At 66.1% G+C, this 15,515-nt stretch carries 16 protein-coding genes; 6 read left to right on the top strand and 10 right to left on the bottom strand.

Translation table 11 applies throughout. The annotated features are described in order from the left end of the window. Positions 1–6 precede the first annotated feature (6 nt). From nusA to DTS01S_RS11970, 5 genes are all read right to left on the bottom strand, one after another. A complete protein-coding gene (gene nusA, locus DTS01S_RS11990; protein WP_016448885.1) occupies positions 7–1,494 on the bottom strand; it encodes a transcription termination factor NusA in 1,488 nt (495 codons plus the stop codon). Between the two features lie 86 nt (positions 1,495–1,580). Further along, on the bottom strand, positions 1,581–2,159 hold the full coding sequence (rimP, locus tag DTS01S_RS11985; protein ID WP_026062108.1) for a ribosome maturation factor RimP: 579 nt from the start codon (positions 2,157–2,159) through the stop codon (positions 1,581–1,583). Between the two features lie 278 nt (positions 2,160–2,437). Continuing rightward, positions 2,438–2,839: a thioredoxin family protein gene (locus tag DTS01S_RS11980; protein WP_016452383.1), complete on the bottom strand. Its 402-nt coding sequence runs from the start codon at positions 2,837–2,839 to the stop codon at positions 2,438–2,440. Between the two features lie 10 nt (positions 2,840–2,849). After that, positions 2,850–4,190: a c-type cytochrome gene (locus DTS01S_RS11975; protein ID WP_026062106.1), complete on the bottom strand. Its 1,341-nt coding sequence runs from the start codon at positions 4,188–4,190 to the stop codon at positions 2,850–2,852. Then, a complete protein-coding gene (locus tag DTS01S_RS11970; protein WP_016452385.1) occupies positions 4,187–5,014 on the bottom strand; it encodes a c-type cytochrome in 828 nt (275 codons plus the stop codon). The genes DTS01S_RS11975 and DTS01S_RS11970 overlap by 4 nt, the downstream gene beginning before the upstream one ends. A gap of 168 nt (positions 5,015–5,182) precedes the next feature. On the opposite strand from DTS01S_RS11970, the gene DTS01S_RS11965 reads away from it, so the two are divergent. Then, entirely contained in the window at positions 5,183–6,172 is a 990-nt protein-coding gene (locus DTS01S_RS11965; RefSeq protein WP_061287774.1) for a DnaJ C-terminal domain-containing protein, read from the top strand. Further along, positions 6,169–6,504, top strand: coding sequence for a MerR family transcriptional regulator (locus DTS01S_RS11960; protein ID WP_017404303.1), 336 nt, complete (start codon positions 6,169–6,171; stop codon positions 6,502–6,504). The genes DTS01S_RS11965 and DTS01S_RS11960 overlap by 4 nt, the downstream gene beginning before the upstream one ends. An 89-nt stretch (positions 6,505–6,593) precedes the next feature. On the opposite strand, the gene DTS01S_RS30875 is transcribed toward DTS01S_RS11960, so the two are convergent. Beyond that, on the bottom strand, positions 6,594–6,755 hold the full coding sequence (locus DTS01S_RS30875; RefSeq protein ID WP_012204826.1) for a hypothetical protein: 162 nt from the start codon (positions 6,753–6,755) through the stop codon (positions 6,594–6,596). Between the two features lie 246 nt (positions 6,756–7,001). Between DTS01S_RS30875 and DTS01S_RS11955 the strand changes: the two genes are divergently transcribed. Next, the gene (locus DTS01S_RS11955; protein ID WP_016448892.1) at positions 7,002–7,628 is read left to right on the top strand and encodes a lipocalin family protein; all 627 of its coding nucleotides are present in this window, start codon (positions 7,002–7,004) and stop codon (positions 7,626–7,628) included. 24 nt (positions 7,629–7,652) lie between these two features. Here the strand turns inward: DTS01S_RS11955 and DTS01S_RS11950 are convergent, their stop codons facing one another. From DTS01S_RS11950 to DTS01S_RS11935, 4 genes are all read right to left on the bottom strand, one after another. Then, entirely contained in the window at positions 7,653–9,341 is a 1,689-nt protein-coding gene (locus DTS01S_RS11950; protein WP_046240372.1) for an ABC transporter ATP-binding protein, read from the bottom strand. Then, on the bottom strand, positions 9,338–10,480 hold the full coding sequence (locus DTS01S_RS11945; RefSeq protein ID WP_074924285.1) for an ABC transporter permease: 1,143 nt from the start codon (positions 10,478–10,480) through the stop codon (positions 9,338–9,340). The genes DTS01S_RS11950 and DTS01S_RS11945 overlap by 4 nt, the downstream gene beginning before the upstream one ends. A gap of 104 nt (positions 10,481–10,584) precedes the next feature. Further along, the gene (locus DTS01S_RS11940) at positions 10,585–11,613 is read right to left on the bottom strand and encodes a microcin C ABC transporter permease YejB (RefSeq protein ID WP_016448895.1); all 1,029 of its coding nucleotides are present in this window, start codon (positions 11,611–11,613) and stop codon (positions 10,585–10,587) included. Between the two features lie 96 nt (positions 11,614–11,709). After that, positions 11,710–13,527, bottom strand: coding sequence for an extracellular solute-binding protein (locus DTS01S_RS11935; RefSeq protein ID WP_016448896.1), 1,818 nt, complete (start codon positions 13,525–13,527; stop codon positions 11,710–11,712). A 123-nt stretch (positions 13,528–13,650) separates the two neighbouring features. Here DTS01S_RS11935 and fabI point away from each other — a divergent pair, with 123 nt between their 5' ends. The 3 genes from fabI (at position 13,651) to DTS01S_RS11925 (ending at position 15,497) form a co-directional block, all read left to right on the top strand. Beyond that, positions 13,651–14,451 carry an enoyl-ACP reductase FabI gene (gene fabI, locus DTS01S_RS11930; protein WP_016448897.1) on the top strand — a complete coding sequence of 267 codons (801 nt, stop codon included), beginning with the start codon at positions 13,651–13,653 and terminating at the stop codon, positions 14,449–14,451. 215 nt (positions 14,452–14,666) lie between these two features. Next, positions 14,667–14,792 (top strand): hypothetical protein, encoded by a 126-nt coding sequence (locus DTS01S_RS31190; RefSeq protein ID WP_255247318.1) that lies wholly within the window; start codon positions 14,667–14,669, stop codon positions 14,790–14,792. 69 nt (positions 14,793–14,861) lie between these two features. Further along, positions 14,862–15,497, top strand: coding sequence for a superoxide dismutase (locus DTS01S_RS11925; protein ID WP_061287773.1), 636 nt, complete (start codon positions 14,862–14,864; stop codon positions 15,495–15,497). The last annotated feature ends 18 nt before the right edge of the window (positions 15,498–15,515 follow it).

The raw sequence follows: 15,515 nt of genomic DNA, 5'->3' as shown, positions 1-15,515 counted from the left end.
CTGACCTTACTCTTGCCCTTCGGTGAACCAGTGCTCACGCGCCTTCATGATCAAAGCCTTCGCTTCTTCCTCGGTCTGCCCGGTCAGCTCGGTCAACTCATCGATGGCCAGATCGGCCAGATCGTCGCGAGTGTGCACATTGGCCTCGGCCAGCTTGTCCACGATCTCCGGAGTCATTCCCTCGAGCGTCAGCAGATCCTGCGACACCTTGCCCACGTTTTCCTCGTGCGCGATTTCCTGCGTCAGCAGGGCATCCTTCGCACGGGTGCGCAGCTCGTTCACCGTCTCTTCGTCGAACGCCTCGATTTCGAGCATTTCCTGCAGCGGCACGTAGGCCACTTCTTCCAGGGTCTCGAAACCTTCCTCGATGAGGATGTTGGCGATTTCCTCGTCCACATCGAGCTTTTCCATGAACAGCTGGCGCGCAACGGCAGACTCGTCCGCCTGCTTTTGCGCAGACTCAGCCGCGTCCATGATGTTGATCTTCCAGCCGGTAAGCTCGGAAGCCAGGCGAACGTTCTGGCCGCCACGGCCGATGGCGATGGCGAGGTTTTCCTCGTCAACCACCACGTCCATGGCGTGCTTTTCCTCGTCCACAACGATGGACGACACATTGGCCGGAGCCAGCGCACCGATCACGAACTGTGCGGGGTCCTCGGACCACAGCACGATGTCCACGCGCTCGCCAGCCAATTCATTGGTGACGGCGTTGACGCGGGTGCCCCGCACGCCGACACAGGTGCCGATGGGATCGACACGCTTGTCATGGCTGAGCACGGCGATCTTGGCGCGGCTGCCGGCATCGCGAGCGCAGCTCTTGATCTCCAGCAGGCCCTGCTCGATCTCGGGCACTTCGTTGCGGAACAGCTCGACCATGAACTCCGGCGCCGAACGCGACAGGATGATGGGCGCGCCGCGCAGCGTGGCGTCCACTTCCATGATCATGGCCCGCACGCGGTCGCCGTTGCGCAGGTTTTCCTTGGGGATCATTTCGCTGCGGCGCAGGCGTCCTTCGACACGGCCGGCCTCGACGATGATGTCGCCCTTGTCCATGCGCTTGACCGTGCCCGTGAAGATCCGGTCACCGCGCGACAGGAACTCGTTGAGCAGCATTTCGCGCTCGGCATCGCGGATCTTTTGCAGGATGACCTGCTTGGCCGCCATCGCACCGATGCGGCCGATGGGCACCGACTCGATCTCTTCCTCGATGTACTCGCCTTCGGAGATGCCGGGGACGCGGTCCTGTGCGTCCATCAGCATTTCTTCGGCATCGGGGTTTTGCAGGCCCGCATCATCGGGCACCACCAGCCAGCGGCGGAAGGTGTCGTAGTTACCGCTGTCGCGATCGATGGCCACGCGGATGTCCACTTCACCTTGGTACAGCTTCTTCGTGGCTTGGGCCAGGGCCGATTCCACTGCACCGAACACCAAATCGCGCTCCACGTTCTTTTCGCGCGAAATGGCTTCTACCAACATCAACAATTCGCGATTCATGCGACGACTCTCCTATTTCAATCACGCAGAAAGGGGATGGCAATGCCCTTCTGCCCCAATGATTCGACGTACCCTGCCCGCTCCGATCAGACCGGCTTGGCAGAACGCCCCTTGAAATCCACAAGGGGAGCCAGACGCGCCTCGCGCAGCTCCTCCAGCGTGAAACCCAGCGCCTGCAGGGGCGCGGGAACACGCTTCTTGCTGACCCTCTGGCCAGGCTTGACGGGTGGCTCGTCGCTCCAGACGATCTGCCAGCCACCACCTTCGGCACGCTCCAGCGTGCCGCGGAATTTCTTGCGATTGGCGCTGACCTGCCCTTCAGCGGCGGCGCCGATGGGCTCCTTGAGGGTCAGGTCGATGACTTCCCCGACAAAGCGGATGAAGTCCTGCTCATGCCGCAGGGGGCGGTCGATGCCCGGGGAGGAGACCTCGAGGCGCGTGTAATCCGTGCCATCGACCTCCAGCGCGAACTGCAGCTGGCGCGTGATCTTCTCGCAGTCCTCGACTGTCACGAACTGCTCCGGCACCACCGGCTCGCCCTCCACCGGGGGCTGCCAAGGCAAATCAATTGTGACGCGCAACAGCCCGCCTGCCGAGCGTTCTATTTCCACCAGGTCATAGCCCAGACCTGTCACGGTTTGTTCAACGATTTGCTGTAGTGCCACGTGTAATTAAATTCAATCCTGCAAACACAAAAGACCCGGAACGCCCCTGGAACCTTGGCAGCAGCCATGTCCCAACAGCGCCGAGCCCCATGGCAATCCCTAAGGTCGCCCGAAGATCGCCCAAAAAAAAGGGCGGTTGGTACCCGCCCGTTTGGTCGTGAATATGCCATTGTATCCGCAAACGCCCTCCAGGCCAAGTTCGCGCCGTACAAAAACAGGCGCTGGCAGGCACTGCGCAAGGCAGCCCAGGCCAGGGCGGACACCCCTCCGCGGGATGCTCAGGCGCCCACGCGCTCAAGCGCCTGCGCCGACTGAAGCCGCCGCAAAAGGGCCTGCGCTTCGGCGGGGTCGGCCGGGGCCGCGCCAGGGTCCTGGGCCAATGACTGCAGCATGCGCGCCACAACGCCCGGCTGGGGCAGCACCGGCCCCAGAAAGCGCGCGCGCTCGCCGTCAGCGATCAGCACAGAGGGAAAGGTTTCGATGTCCAGGTCCCCGGCCACATCCTCGCGGTCCTCGACATCAAGCCAGACGAAGTGCATCTGCGGGAACTGGGTGGCCAGCTCCGCAAACGCGCTCCGGTACTGGTTGCAAACGCCGCACCATTGCGCACACAGGCAAACCACCCACCAGGGGCTGGCTGCCGCGCTGTCGTCCGGCAGCTTGCCGGCCATTGAATCCATGGAAAACCTCTCAGAAACCACGCCCTTCCCGGGCGCGATAAACCTCCATGGTACCGATTTCCGCCGCCTTGTTGCCCCAGGCATTGCGCACATAGCTGGCCACGGCGGCCACCTGTGCGTCAGACAGCACATGGCCAAAGGGCGGCATGCCATGCGGCTGCGGCTGTTGCCGCGTGGACGGGGGATAGCCACCGTCCAGCAGCACCAGCAGCAGGTTGCGCGGCTCGGCCATGGTCACGGAAGCATTGCCGGCCAGCGCAGGAAACGCGCCCGGTGTTCCCTGGCCCTGCGCACCATGGCAGACCGCGCACTGCCGTTCGTACACGGCCCGCCCCAAGGCCATCTGCCCAGGCTGCACAGCCTTGATGGCGCCGTGCCCGTCTGTGCCGGCAGCTGGGGCAGCAGCACCCCGCTCCTGCAGATAGGAAGCCAGCGCCTGCAGATCCTGTGGCTGCCAGTGCTGGGTGCTGCGCGCCACGACTTCGGCCATGGGGCCCAGTGCCGAGCCTGAAGGGCCGGACCCCGTCTGCAGCAACTGCACCCAGGCGGATTCCTGGCCGGCGCGCACACCCGCCTCGCCGGGATCGAGCAGCGAAGGCGCATACCAGGACTGCCCTGCCACAAAGCCGCCGGACATGGCCTGGCCGGAGGCACCCAGGCCATTGCGCGGCGCATGGCAGGCCGCGCAATGGCCCAGCCCCTGGGCAAGATAGGCGCCGCGATTCCAGGCCGGGGCCTTCCCTGGCTGGTCCTGCCAATCCTTCGGCGAGAAGAACAGCGCCCGCCAGACGGCCAGCGACCCCTGCCAGCCATAGGGAAAGTCCAGCGCATGCGGCGGCGTCTGCGCGCGCACGGCGGGCAGGCTTTGCAGATAGGCGAACAAGGCGTCCGAATCGGCGCGCGTCACGCGGGTGTAGCTGTCATACGGGAAGGCGGGATACAGCAGGCGCCCACCACGCGAGCGCCCGTTGTGCAGCGCACGCCAGAAGTCCTGCGCCGACCACAGTCCCAAGCCCGTCTCCTTGTCGGAGGTGAGATTGCTGGTGTACAGCGTGCCGAACGCGGTGGGCAAGCCCCGCCCGCCCGCATATTCGGCACCGCCCGCCGCCGTGTGGCAGCCAGCGCAGTTGCCTACCCGCGCAAGGTAGGCGCCGCGCTCGACCAAGGCGGCCCGTGTTTCGGTCGATCCCGACCAGCCGCCGTGGCCATAGGCATGAACCCCCTGCTCCCCCCGCAGGTTGAGCCAGACCAGCAGCAGCCCCACCAGGACCAGGGCCAGGACCACAAGAGCCAGCAGGGGCCACCGCCCGCGTACGCTCGCGCTGGCCGGATTTTCCACTTGGACACTCATGGCCTGCCCTCCTGACCGCCCACAGCGGCCACCGCACCGCAGCGCAGCGGCAAGGAGCGCGCCAAGGCCTCGTGCCCTCCCGGCGTCGCCGATGCAGGCCGCGACGACAGCCATGCCGTGACGGCCACGACTTCCTGCGGCGTCAGCGCCTTGGCCACCTGGTCCATGCAATCGGGAGCGGCCGCCTGGCGCTGGCCCGAGCGCCAGGCGCCTATCTGGCTGTTGAGATAGTCGCGTGACAGGCCCAGCAGACCCGGGATATCGTCGCCCGCGCCCATGAGCCGCTGGCCATGGCAGGCAGCACAGGCGGGCAGGCCCCGCTGCGCGTCGCCCTGCAGCACCAGCTGCTCGCCACGCGCGAGGTCGGCGGGCGGCAGCTGCGCCGGCACGGGCGGCGCATAGGGCAGCTCAAGGCTTGCGAAATGCACGGCGATCTGGCGCAGATAGTCGTCCGACATGAATTCGATCAGCCGGTTCATTGCCGGATAGCTGCGGCGCCCCTGCTGGAAATTCTTGAGCTGGCGGTAAAGATAGCCCGCAGGCTTGCCCGCAATGCGAGGAAAGTAGCCGCTGGGTGTGGCCCGTCCCTCGGGACCATGGCAGGCCGTGCAGGCCAGTACCCTGGACGCCATGGAGCCCACATCGGGCAGAGGCGCACTGACCACGGCGGGGGGCAGGTCCGCCATCGGCACGCCCGGTGCCGGCTGGGCGGACTGCGCCATCACGCCGCATGCACAGGCCGCCAGCCATGCGCCCAGCAAGCTCCTTGCCCCCTTGACGCCTGAAAGCCCTGTCCCGTACCGCCATCGCCTGCCATGTGCCATGTCCGACGCCTCCTGTTGCGTCCTGCCGACGCGCGAATGTAGTAAACCCGTCACAAGATGCCAGTCCAGCAGGAAAAGGCCCATCGGTTGAGACCCTGCCATGACCGGGCTATGCTGGCTTCTGGCTTGTCCAGAACATCGCCCGCAAGGGCTGGAGGACGGAAATTCATGGAATACAAGGACTACTACCGCATCCTGGCCGTGGACCGGCAGGCCAGTGCTGACGAGATCAAGAAGGCCTACCGCAAGCTGGCGCGCAAGTACCACCCGGACATCAGCAAGGAAGCGGATGCCTCGCAACGCATGGCCGAGATCAATGAAGCCAACGCCGTGCTGTCCGATCCCGAAAAGCGTGCGGCCTACGACGCGCTGGCCGATGCGCCCCGCCGCAGCGCAGGCGCCGGCGGATTCCAGCCGCCACCGGACTGGGAAGGTCAGGACTTCCACTTTCGCAGCGGCGATGGCTCCATGCCGGACGGCGATGCGGATTTCAGCGAATTCTTCTCGCAGATGTTCGGCCAGGGCGCCCGCGCGCGCCATGCGGGCGGCGGGCAGCACCGACCTCCACCCGACCTGCGGGGGCAGGACCAGCACGCCAGCATCGAGCTGGACCTGCTGGACAGCTACCACGGCGCCCAGCGCAGCCTGCACCTGCGCAGCACGGTGCTGGATGAGGACGGGCGGCCGGTGGCGCGGGACAAGGAATTGCAGGTCAGCATTCCCAAGGGCGTGCGCGAGGGCCAGATGATCCGCCTGGCAGGCCAGGGCGGCCAGGGCCTGGGCAAGGGTCCTGCAGGCGACCTGCTGCTGCAGGTGCATCTGCGCCACGACCCGCGCTGGTGGGCCGAGGGCAAGGACGTCTATCAGCCCATCGCGCTCGCGCCCTGGGAAGCCGCGCTGGGCGGCACGGTCCGTCTCGCCACGATTGCCGGCGAATTCGATGTCGGCATCCCTGCCGGCAGCCGCGCCGGCCGCAAGCTGCGGATCAAGGGCAAGGGCTTGCCCGCCGCCACGCCAGGCGATCTGTATCTGGTGCTGGGCATCAGCCTGCCGGAGCCGCAGACCGACGCCCAGCGAAAGGCCTATGAGGCACTGGCCCAGGCCTTCCCCTCGTTCGATGCCCGCCAGCACGGCACGGGCCAAGGAGCCTCGCGATGAGCACGCCGCTGTATCCCTTCTACGAACCTGCAGAACTGCTGGATGAAGGCGCACTGGATCTGCACGATCTCGCCCGCCACTGCCAGCGCAACACCGACTGGGTGGTGGAGCGTGTGCAGACCGGCGTGCTGTACTGCGAAAACGAGCCGCCGGGCGAAGCGACCGCACCGCAGGCACAGTGGCGCTTCAGCAGCCAGACCCTGGTGCGCGCGCGCCGCATAGCCCATCTGGAGCACAGCTTCGATGCCGACCCTCAACTGGCCGCGCTGACGGCGGACCTGATCGAGGAAGTGCAGATGCTGCGCCGCAAGCTCCAGGCACTGCAGCACTGAGCGCATTCGCCCCAAAAGCAAAAGCCCTCTTTCGAGGGCTCTTGCTTTCAGAACGCGGCCGCAGCAGGCATGCATGCGGCCCGCCGTGCTCAGCGGTGACGCTTGCCGGGGTTCTTCTTGGTATGGGTGTGGGCGCCACGGGCGCGGCTCACGCGCTGGCCACGGCCGGGCGTCGGCAGGGTGACGCCGTTGGGCAGGGGAGGCTGGGGAGTGAACTTGCGGTCGGCTTCGGTAACGATCTTGTTGCCCATGGCATTTCCTTCTTCAAAAAAATGAGAACGCGCAATTAGGCCATAGACCTGCAGGCCCGCGCATAAAAAAACACATGGCCTGCTCCGGCATAGGGAAAGTTCCTGCGTTGCGCAGCCCGCACAGCCGCAGTTCCGGCAGCGCCGGCCTACACCGCGGCCCGGCGTTCTGTCCTAAAGTAGGAGCACGCTGCCAAGCGCACATGATGCCCCTGGCATGCGCTCTGCCTGAACACGGAGTTCCGCACGATGTCACCCCGCCAACCACGCACAGAAGTCACCACCCCGTCCACACCCCGCCCTGCCTGGGTTCGGCCCGCGGCAGGCCTGGCTGGGCTTGCCGTCGGGGCCGCTGCAGCCGCCTTGCTTTGGAAGGGCCTGCGCAACCCGCCCATTCCTGCCACAGTGGAGCCCGTACGCGGCTGGGACATCCAGCGCTACATGGGCCGCTGGTACGAAGTGGCCCGCATAGACCACCGCTTCGAAAAAGGCCTGGAGCGCACCCAGGCCGAATACACGCCGCTTCCCGATGGAAGCGTGCATGTGCTGAACCGGGGCTACGACGCAGGCCGCCGGCGCTGGAAGTCCGCTGAAGGCAAGGCCCGCACGGTGCATGGCCCCGGCGTTGCGGCGCTCAAGGTCTCGTTCTTCGGACCGTTCTACGGCGGCTACAACGTGGTGGCCCTGGATGCCGACTACCGCTGGGCCATGGTGGTCGGCTCGGACCTGCGCTATTTCTGGATTCTTTCGCGCACCCCTGAACTGCCCGATGGCGTGGCAGCGCGCCTGCTGGCCCAGGCCCGGCTGCTGGGCGTGCCCGTGGACAAGGTGCAGTGGATTCTTCAGGACGGGGTCAATCCCACAGGCAGCTGGTAGCGGCCCGGCGGCAGGCCGGCGAACTCAGAACCCTTCGGGCATGCCGTCACCCGAAAAGCCAGCAGCCTCCACCAGCCGCTGGGTATAGGACTCACGCGGCGCGCCCAGCACCTGGGCCACGGGGCCGGATTCGACGATGGCACCATCCTTCATCACCACCACGTCATGGGCCATGGCGCGGATCACGTCCACATCGTGCGTGATGAGCAGATAGGCCAGGCCACGTTCGCGCTGCAGCCGCTGCAGCAGGCCCAGCACCTGCTGCTGAATGGTCACATCCAGCGCACTGGTAGGCTCGTCAAGCACCAGCACTTCAGGCTCCAGCACCAGGGCACGCGCAATGGCGATACGCTGGCGCTGGCCCCCGGAGAACTCATGCGGATAGCGATCGAGCAGACCGGGGAACTGCTCATCCGTCAGCCCGACGGCAGACAGCATGTCCACGACACGGTCACGGCGCTGCCGCCCCGTGAGCGCCGGGGCGTGCACGCGCAGGCCCTCGCCAACAATCTGCTCCAGCGTCAGCCGTGGCGACAGCGATGAATACGGGTCCTGGAACACCACTTGCACCTTGCGCCGCAGCGCAAGATTGGCCGGCGAGTTGCGCGTGGCCGGCTGCCTCCAGGCCTGACCAGCGATGCGCAGCTGGCCTTCATGCGGCAGCAGTCCCAGCACGGCCTGGGCCAGCGTGGACTTGCCCGAGCCCGACTCCCCGACCACACCTACGGTGCGCCCGGGCATCAGGTCCAGGTCGGCGGACTGCACGGCAACAAAACGCCCCTGGCCAAACCAGCCGCGCACGCCCGTCAACGGCACCGGGTAGCTGACCTTGAGGCCCTGCGCATGGACCAGCGGCTCGGGAGCCGCCCCCGGTGTACCGGCCTGCGCCTCGACCAGATCGCGGCGCGGCACACTGGCCAGCAGCTTGCGCGTGTAGGCATGGCGCGGAGCTGCCATGACCGCCGGCACCTCGCCCTGCTCCACCAGCTGCCCGCGCTCCATCACCGCCACGCGATCGGCAAAGCGCCGCACCAGGTGCAGGTCGTGGGTGATCATCAGCACGGCCATGCCGGTCTGGCGTTGCAGGTCATCGAGCAATTGCAGGATCTGTCCGCGCAGCGTGACGTCGAGCGCCGTGGTCGGCTCATCGGCCAGCAGCAGGCGCGGGCTGCTGGCCAGTGCCATGGCGATCATGGCGCGCTGGCGCTGGCCGCCGCTGAGCTGATGCGGAAAGGCGCGGGCACGGCGCACGGGCTCGGCAATGCCCGTGGTCGCCAGCAGTTCGGCCGCCTGGGCCAGGGACTGCGCCCGCGTCAGCCCCTGCTTGAGGCGCAGCACCTCGCCCACCTGCTCGCCCACGGTCATCAGCGGATTGAGCGCCGTCATGGGCTCCTGGAAGATCATGGCCACGTCGCCGCCGCGCACGGCCCGCATCTCGCGCTCGGGCAGGCGCAGGAGGTCGCGGCCGTCGAAAAGCGCCTGCCCGCCCAGCTGGGCGTCACCGGCCAGCCGCAGCAGGGACAGCGCCGTGATGGTCTTGCCCGAACCGGACTCACCCACCAGCGCCAGCTTCTCACCGGCCGCCAGATCGAAGCTCACGCCGTGCACCACGTCCTTGCTGCCAAAGCGCACGCGCAGGTTGCGCACAGACAGCAGCGTCCGGCCGCGACCGGGGGCGGAAGGCATGTCCATTGCCGGCTGCTCTGCGTTCATGCGGCGTCCTTCGCATCAACGGCCGGGGCTGCATCGGTGGCAGCGGCCTTGCGCGGGTCCAGGGCATCGCGCAGCGCATCGCCCATGAAGGTCAGCAGCAGCAGCGTCACCACCAGCACCGCAAAGGTGGACAGCGAGATCCACCAGGCATCGATGCTGTTCTTGCCCTGGCTCAGCAGCTCGCCCAGGCTGGGCGTATCGGGGGGAACGCCCAGGCCCAGGAAATCAAGCGAAGTCAGCGCCAGGATGGCTGCACTCATGCGAAACGGCAAAAAGGTGACCACGGGCGTCATGCTGTTGGGCAGCAGATGGCGCCAGATCAGCGCGCCATTGCCCACGCCCAGCGCACGCGCCGACTTCACGTAGTCGAGCTGGCGGTTGCGCAGGAATTCGGCCCGCACATAGTCCGACAGCCCCATCCAGCCGAACAGCGACAGCAGCACCAGCAGCAGCGAGACGCTGGGCGCCAGCACCGCGCTGAAGATGATCAGCAGATACAGCTCGGGCATGGAGCCCCAGATCTCGATGAAGCGCTGAAACGCCAGATCGGTCCTGCCGCCGAAAAAGCCCTGGATGGCCCCCGTCACCACGCCCAGCACCACGCCGGAGGCCGTCAGCGCCAGCGCAAACAGCACGCTCACGCGAAAGCCGTAGATCAGTTGCGCCAGCAGATCGCGCCCGCGATCGTCCGTGCCCAGCAGGTTCTCGCGCGAGGGCGGCGCCGGATTGGGCAAGCTCGCAAAGTAGTTGAGCGCCTGCGGCCCGTAGGGATTGAGCGTGTACAGCGCCCAGTTGCCACCCTGGCTCAGGCGATCCCGGATGTAGGGATCCAGATAGTCGGCCGCCGTCTCGAAGTCGCCGCCGAAGGTCTTCTCGGAATAATCGTTCCACAGCGGCCAGTAGGTCTGGCCTTCGTAGCGCACCACCAGGGGCCGGTCGTTGCTGATCAGCTCGGCGCCCAGGCTCAGCACCACCATCACGCAAAAAGCGACCAGGCTCCAATATCCCAGCCGATTGCGCCTGAACCGCAGCCAAGCCCGCCGCGCCGGCGAAACCGCCGCCGCCGCCAGCGGTGCAGGCGCCCCAGCCCCCGGCAGCCCCGTTCCAGAAACCACAACGGATTGCATTTCAGTGTCCATGTCGCTCCAGGAAACGAAGCCCGGCGCCACGCGCCGCCCGTCCGCCCCCCGTGATACAGGGCGCCGTGCATACCGGGCAAGCCGCGAAGCGGCTCGGAAGGTACCTAGTCAAACCGTACACGCGGATCCACCCACACATAACAAAGATCGCTGACCAGCTTGGTCACCAGGCCGATCAGCGTGAACAGGTACAGCGTGCCCAGCACCACGGGATAGTCGCGCCGTATCACGCTGTCATAGCTGAGCAGGCCCAGGCCGTCCAGCGAGAACAGCGTTTCTATCAGCAGCGAGCCCGTGAAGAAGGCACCGATGAAGGCGGCCGGAAAGCCGGTGACGATGGGAATCAGCGCATTGCGCAGCACATGCCGATAAAGCACCTGCCGCTCCGACAGGCCCTTGGCGCGGGCTGTCAGCACATATTGCTTGCGGATCTCTTCCAGAAAGGCATTCTTGGTGAGCATGGCGGTGATGGCGAAGCTGCCCGCCACCATGGCCGTGACCGGCAGCGCGATATGCCATAGATAGTCCACGATGCGCGCGCCCCAGGACAGCTCATCCCAGTTGGCCGAGGTCAGCCCGCGCAGCGGAAACCATTGCAGCTGCCCGCCGAAGATCACCAGCAGCGCCACGCCCAGCACAAAACCCGGAATCGCATAGCCCACCAGGATCAGCAGCGTGGTGAAGAAGTCGAAACGCGAGCCGGCACGCACGGCCTTGGCAATGCCCAGGGGCACGGCCACGAGGTAGCTGATGAAAAAGGTCCACAGGCCCAGGCTGGCCGAGACCGGCAGCTTCTCCTTGATCAGCTGCCAGACATCCTTGTTCTGAAAGAAACTGCGCCCCAGGTCGAACCGCGCGAACTGCCCGAGCATCTGGAAGAAGCGCTCATGGGCCGGCTTGTCAAACCCGTAGAGGGCCTTGATCTGCTCTATGCGCTGGGGGTCCACCCCCTGGTTGCCACGGTAGGCCAGGCCACCGCCTTCGCCGCCACGGCCCACGCTGGCCTTGGCTTCGGCAAGGTACTGCTCCACCGGGCCACCGGGCACGAACTGCACGACCACGAAGGTCAGCAGCAGCACGCCCAGCAGGGTCGGCACCATCAGCAGCAAGCGTTTGAGTATGTAGGCCCACATAAGAAGTCCTGCATTATGTCGATTGCCGGGGGGCACCCCGGCCCGGGAGCGTGCCCATCATGCAACGGATCGCAACGATGCGGCGGCAGCGCCCGCTCATGGAGGCGGCGCGGTCAGCACCGGCATGCGGGCCCACCAGGTATCCATGGCCCAGCTCTCGCCCTTGGCGTAGGCGGGAACCACGGCGGGCCGCACCAGCCGCCAGGAGTCGTAGACCATGCGGTGCGTTCCCGCGCTCCACTGCGGAATCAGGTAGTGTCCATGCGCGATGACACGCTCCAGTGCGTGGCACGCGGGCAACAGCTGCGCCTCGGTCTTGGCCTCGGTCATGCGCCGGATCAAGGCATCGACGGCGGGATTCTTGACTCCGGGAAAATTGCCCGAGCCGTCCGTGTCCGCCGCCCGACTGCCGAACAGGTCGGCGAATTCCTGGCCCGGGTTGTTCGTGCCCTGGTAGGCAATGGAGATGATGTCGTAGTCGAACTTCTCCACGCGCTGCTGGTACAGCGCGAAGTCCGCCGAACGAAAGCGCAGCCGTATGCCCAGCTTTTCCAGATTGCGTATCCAGGGCGAGACCTGGCGTATGCCCGACTCGCTGCTGTCCAGGTACTCCAGCTCCATGGCCTGGCCCCGCGCATTGCGCAGCACGCCATCCTGAATGGTCCAGCCGGCATCGGCCAGCAATTGCCGCGCCTGGCGCAGGTTGGCACGCAGCGAGTTGTTGCCATCGGTGCGCGGCGGCTCGGCCATAGGGCCGAAAGCCTCCGGCGGAATGCTCTTGCGCAGGGGCTCCATGAGCGCCAGCTCCTCTGGCGAGGGCTCGCCATGGGTCTCGCAGGCCGTGTTGCCGAACAGCCCGCGCACGCGCTGGTAGGAGCCGTAGAACATCTGCCGGTTCATCCATTCGTAGTCCAGGGCCAGGTCCAGCGCACGGCGAACGCGCACGTCCTGCAGCAAAGGGCGCCGGGTGTTGAGCACATAGCTCTGGAACCCCGAGGGCAGCTTGTTGCTGAATTCGCCCTTGACCAGCTCGCCCCGGTCGAAGCGCTTGCCGTACAGGCGCCGCGCCCAGTCGCCAGCGCTGTAAAAACGCATCAGGTCGAACTCGCCGGCCTTCAGCGCTTCCAGCTTCGCCGTGTTGTCGCGGTAGATCTTGACGGAGATGCGGTCGAAATTGGCCGTGCCCACGCGCGCGGGCAGATCGCGCCCCCAGTAGTCCGGGTCGCGCACATAGGTGATGTCCTTGCCGAAGCGCACAGGTCCTATCCTGTAGGGCCCACTGCCGATGGGCGTATCCGTCACCACCTGGTCGAAGGGCTTGGGCTTGCCGTTTTCCATGCCCCAGTCGCGGCTGAAGACGGGAATCGCGCCCACAACCAGCGGCAGTTCCCGGTTCGGCTGCTTGAAGCGAAAGCGCACCGTGCGTTCATCCAGCACGTCGACCCCCGCCACATCGAAGAACAGCGATCGGTAGCCAGGCAATGCGTGCGGCCCCACCAGCGTGTCATAGCTGAACTTGACATCGGCAGCCAGCACGGGCTTGCCGTTGTGAAAGCGCGCTTGCGGCCGCAGCCGGAACGTGGCCGACAGGCCGTCGGGGGCAGCCTGCACATCCTCTGCCAGCAGTCCGTAGCCCGTGGCGGTCTCGTCCAGCGAGGGCCACAGCAGGGTGTCGAACATCAGTTCGGCCAGATAGGCCGGAGACGATCCCTTGATGGTGAACGGGTTGTACTTGTCAAAGGTGGAGATGCGCAGGTTGCTCACCAGGCGCAGCTCGCCGCCCTTGGGGGCCTTGGCGTTGACATAGTCGAAATGGCTGAAGCCCTCGGCATAGCGGGGCTCTCCCCACAGGGCATAGGCATGCGAGCCCCACGCCGGCACACACGCCGAGGCCAGCAGCAGCGAAGAAATCATCCAATGGCGCATGCGACAATTCTGCACCACGCAGCCAGCCGCCCGCTGGCAAACGCTGACGCGGGGCCCCGCCTTCGCCGCCAGCTGCTGCGCACTTCCACTCACTTCCTCTGGAGAACAACAATGGGCTTTCTCGCCGGTAAAAAACTGCTGATCACGGGCGTTCTGTCCAACCGCTCCATCGCCTACGGCATCGCCAAGGCCTGCCACGCACAGGGCGCGGAGCTGGCGTTCAGCTATGTGGGCGAGCGCTTCAAGGACCGCATCACCGAGTTCGCCGCCGAATTCGACTCCAAGCTGATCTTTGACTGCGACGTGGCCGACGACGCCCAGATCGACAAGCTGTTCGCCGACCTGGGCGCCACCTGGGGCAAGTTCGACGGCTTCGTGCACAGCATCGGCTTCGCGCCGCGCGAGGCCATCGCCGGCAACTTCCTGGAAGGCCTGTCGCGCGAGGGCTTCAAGATCGCGCACGACATCAGCGCCTACAGCTTCCCCGCGATGGCCAAGGCGGCCCTGCCTTACCTCAATGACAAGTCCTCGCTGCTGACGCTGTCGTACCTGGGCGCGCTGCGCTCCATCCCCAACTACAACACCATGGGCCTGGCCAAGGCATCGCTGGAAGCCTCGGTGCGCTACCTGGCCGAGGCCGTGGGCCGCACGGCAGACGGCCGCGCCATCCGCGCCAACGGTATCTCGGCCGGTCCCATCAAGACGCTGGCCGCATCGGGTATCAAGGACTTCGGCAAGCTGCTGGGCCGCGTGGCCGATGCATCGCCGCTGCGCCGCAACGTGACCATCGAGGATGTGGGCAATGTGGCCGCCTTCCTGCTGTCCGACCTGGCCTCGGGCGTGACGGCTGAGATCACCTACGTGGACGGCGGCTTCAGCCAGACTGCAGGCCTGTCGGCCGACCAGGTCTAAGCGGCCACCGCCACCCGACCGGCCCCGCAGGCATTGCCGCCTGCGGGGCTTTTTTTCGCCCGGAACCCACGACTGCGGGTCCTGCCTGCACGCGCAAGGAAATACACATCAGCTTGACTGAGGTCATTTTTGTTTTGAATGAGAATGATTCTCATGAATAATACAATTCTCAGATCAATATCAAGGAATCTCTGAAACCCTCGGATCCAGCAGAGATGCAAGCAACCCCTGACCTCAGCCTGCCCTCTCCCGTTCCAGCCCCCATCGATGCGGCACGGCAGGCCTCGTCCCGGGTCTTCAACATCGCGGCAACGGCCCTGCCCTCGCGGCTGGCGCACTGACTGCAGGTCTCGCCCCCCCACACGCCTTACGACGCACCGATTTCCCCCGTAGTCCCTGAAAGAAACCACATGAGCAACTACACCCTGCCTCCCCTGAACTACGCCTACGACGCGCTGGAGCCCCATATCGATGCGCAGACCATGGAGATCCACTACACCAAGCACCATCAGGCCTATGTGAACAACCTGAATGCCGCACTCAAGGACACGCCGCACGGCAGCCAGCCCGTGGAGCAGCTGATCGCCGACCTGTCCCTGCTGCCCGAAGGCGTGCGCGGCGCCGTGCGCAACAACGGCGGCGGCCATGCCAACCACAGCCTGTTCTGGACCGTGATGGCCCCGACAGACCAGGGTGGCGGAGGCGCCCCCTCGGGCGAGCTGGCCCAGGCCATCGACAGGGAGCTGAGGGGCTTCGATGCCTTCAAGGCCGCCTTCACCCTGGCCGCGCTCACGCGCTTTGGCAGCGGCTGGGCGTGGCTCGTGGTGGGCAAGGACGGCAAGCTGGCCGTGGAAAGCAGCGGCAACCAGGACAGCCCGCTGATGGCCGGCATCGGCTCCGGAGCCACCCCCATCCTGGGCCTGGACGTGTGGGAACACGCCTACTACCTCAAGTACCAGAATCGCCGCCCCGAATACATCGCGGCGTTCTACAACGTAGTCAGCTGGGCCGAAGTGGCCCGCCGCTACGCCGCAGCCCGCGGCTGATCGGCCAAGCCTGCCCGC

Origin of the sequence: Delftia tsuruhatensis NBRC 16741 (genome assembly GCF_001571325.1) — a bacterium.
GTDB classification, from domain to species: domain Bacteria; phylum Pseudomonadota; class Gammaproteobacteria; order Burkholderiales; family Burkholderiaceae_C; genus Comamonas; species Comamonas tsuruhatensis.
This window is presented reverse-complemented; position numbering and strand designations above follow the sequence as displayed.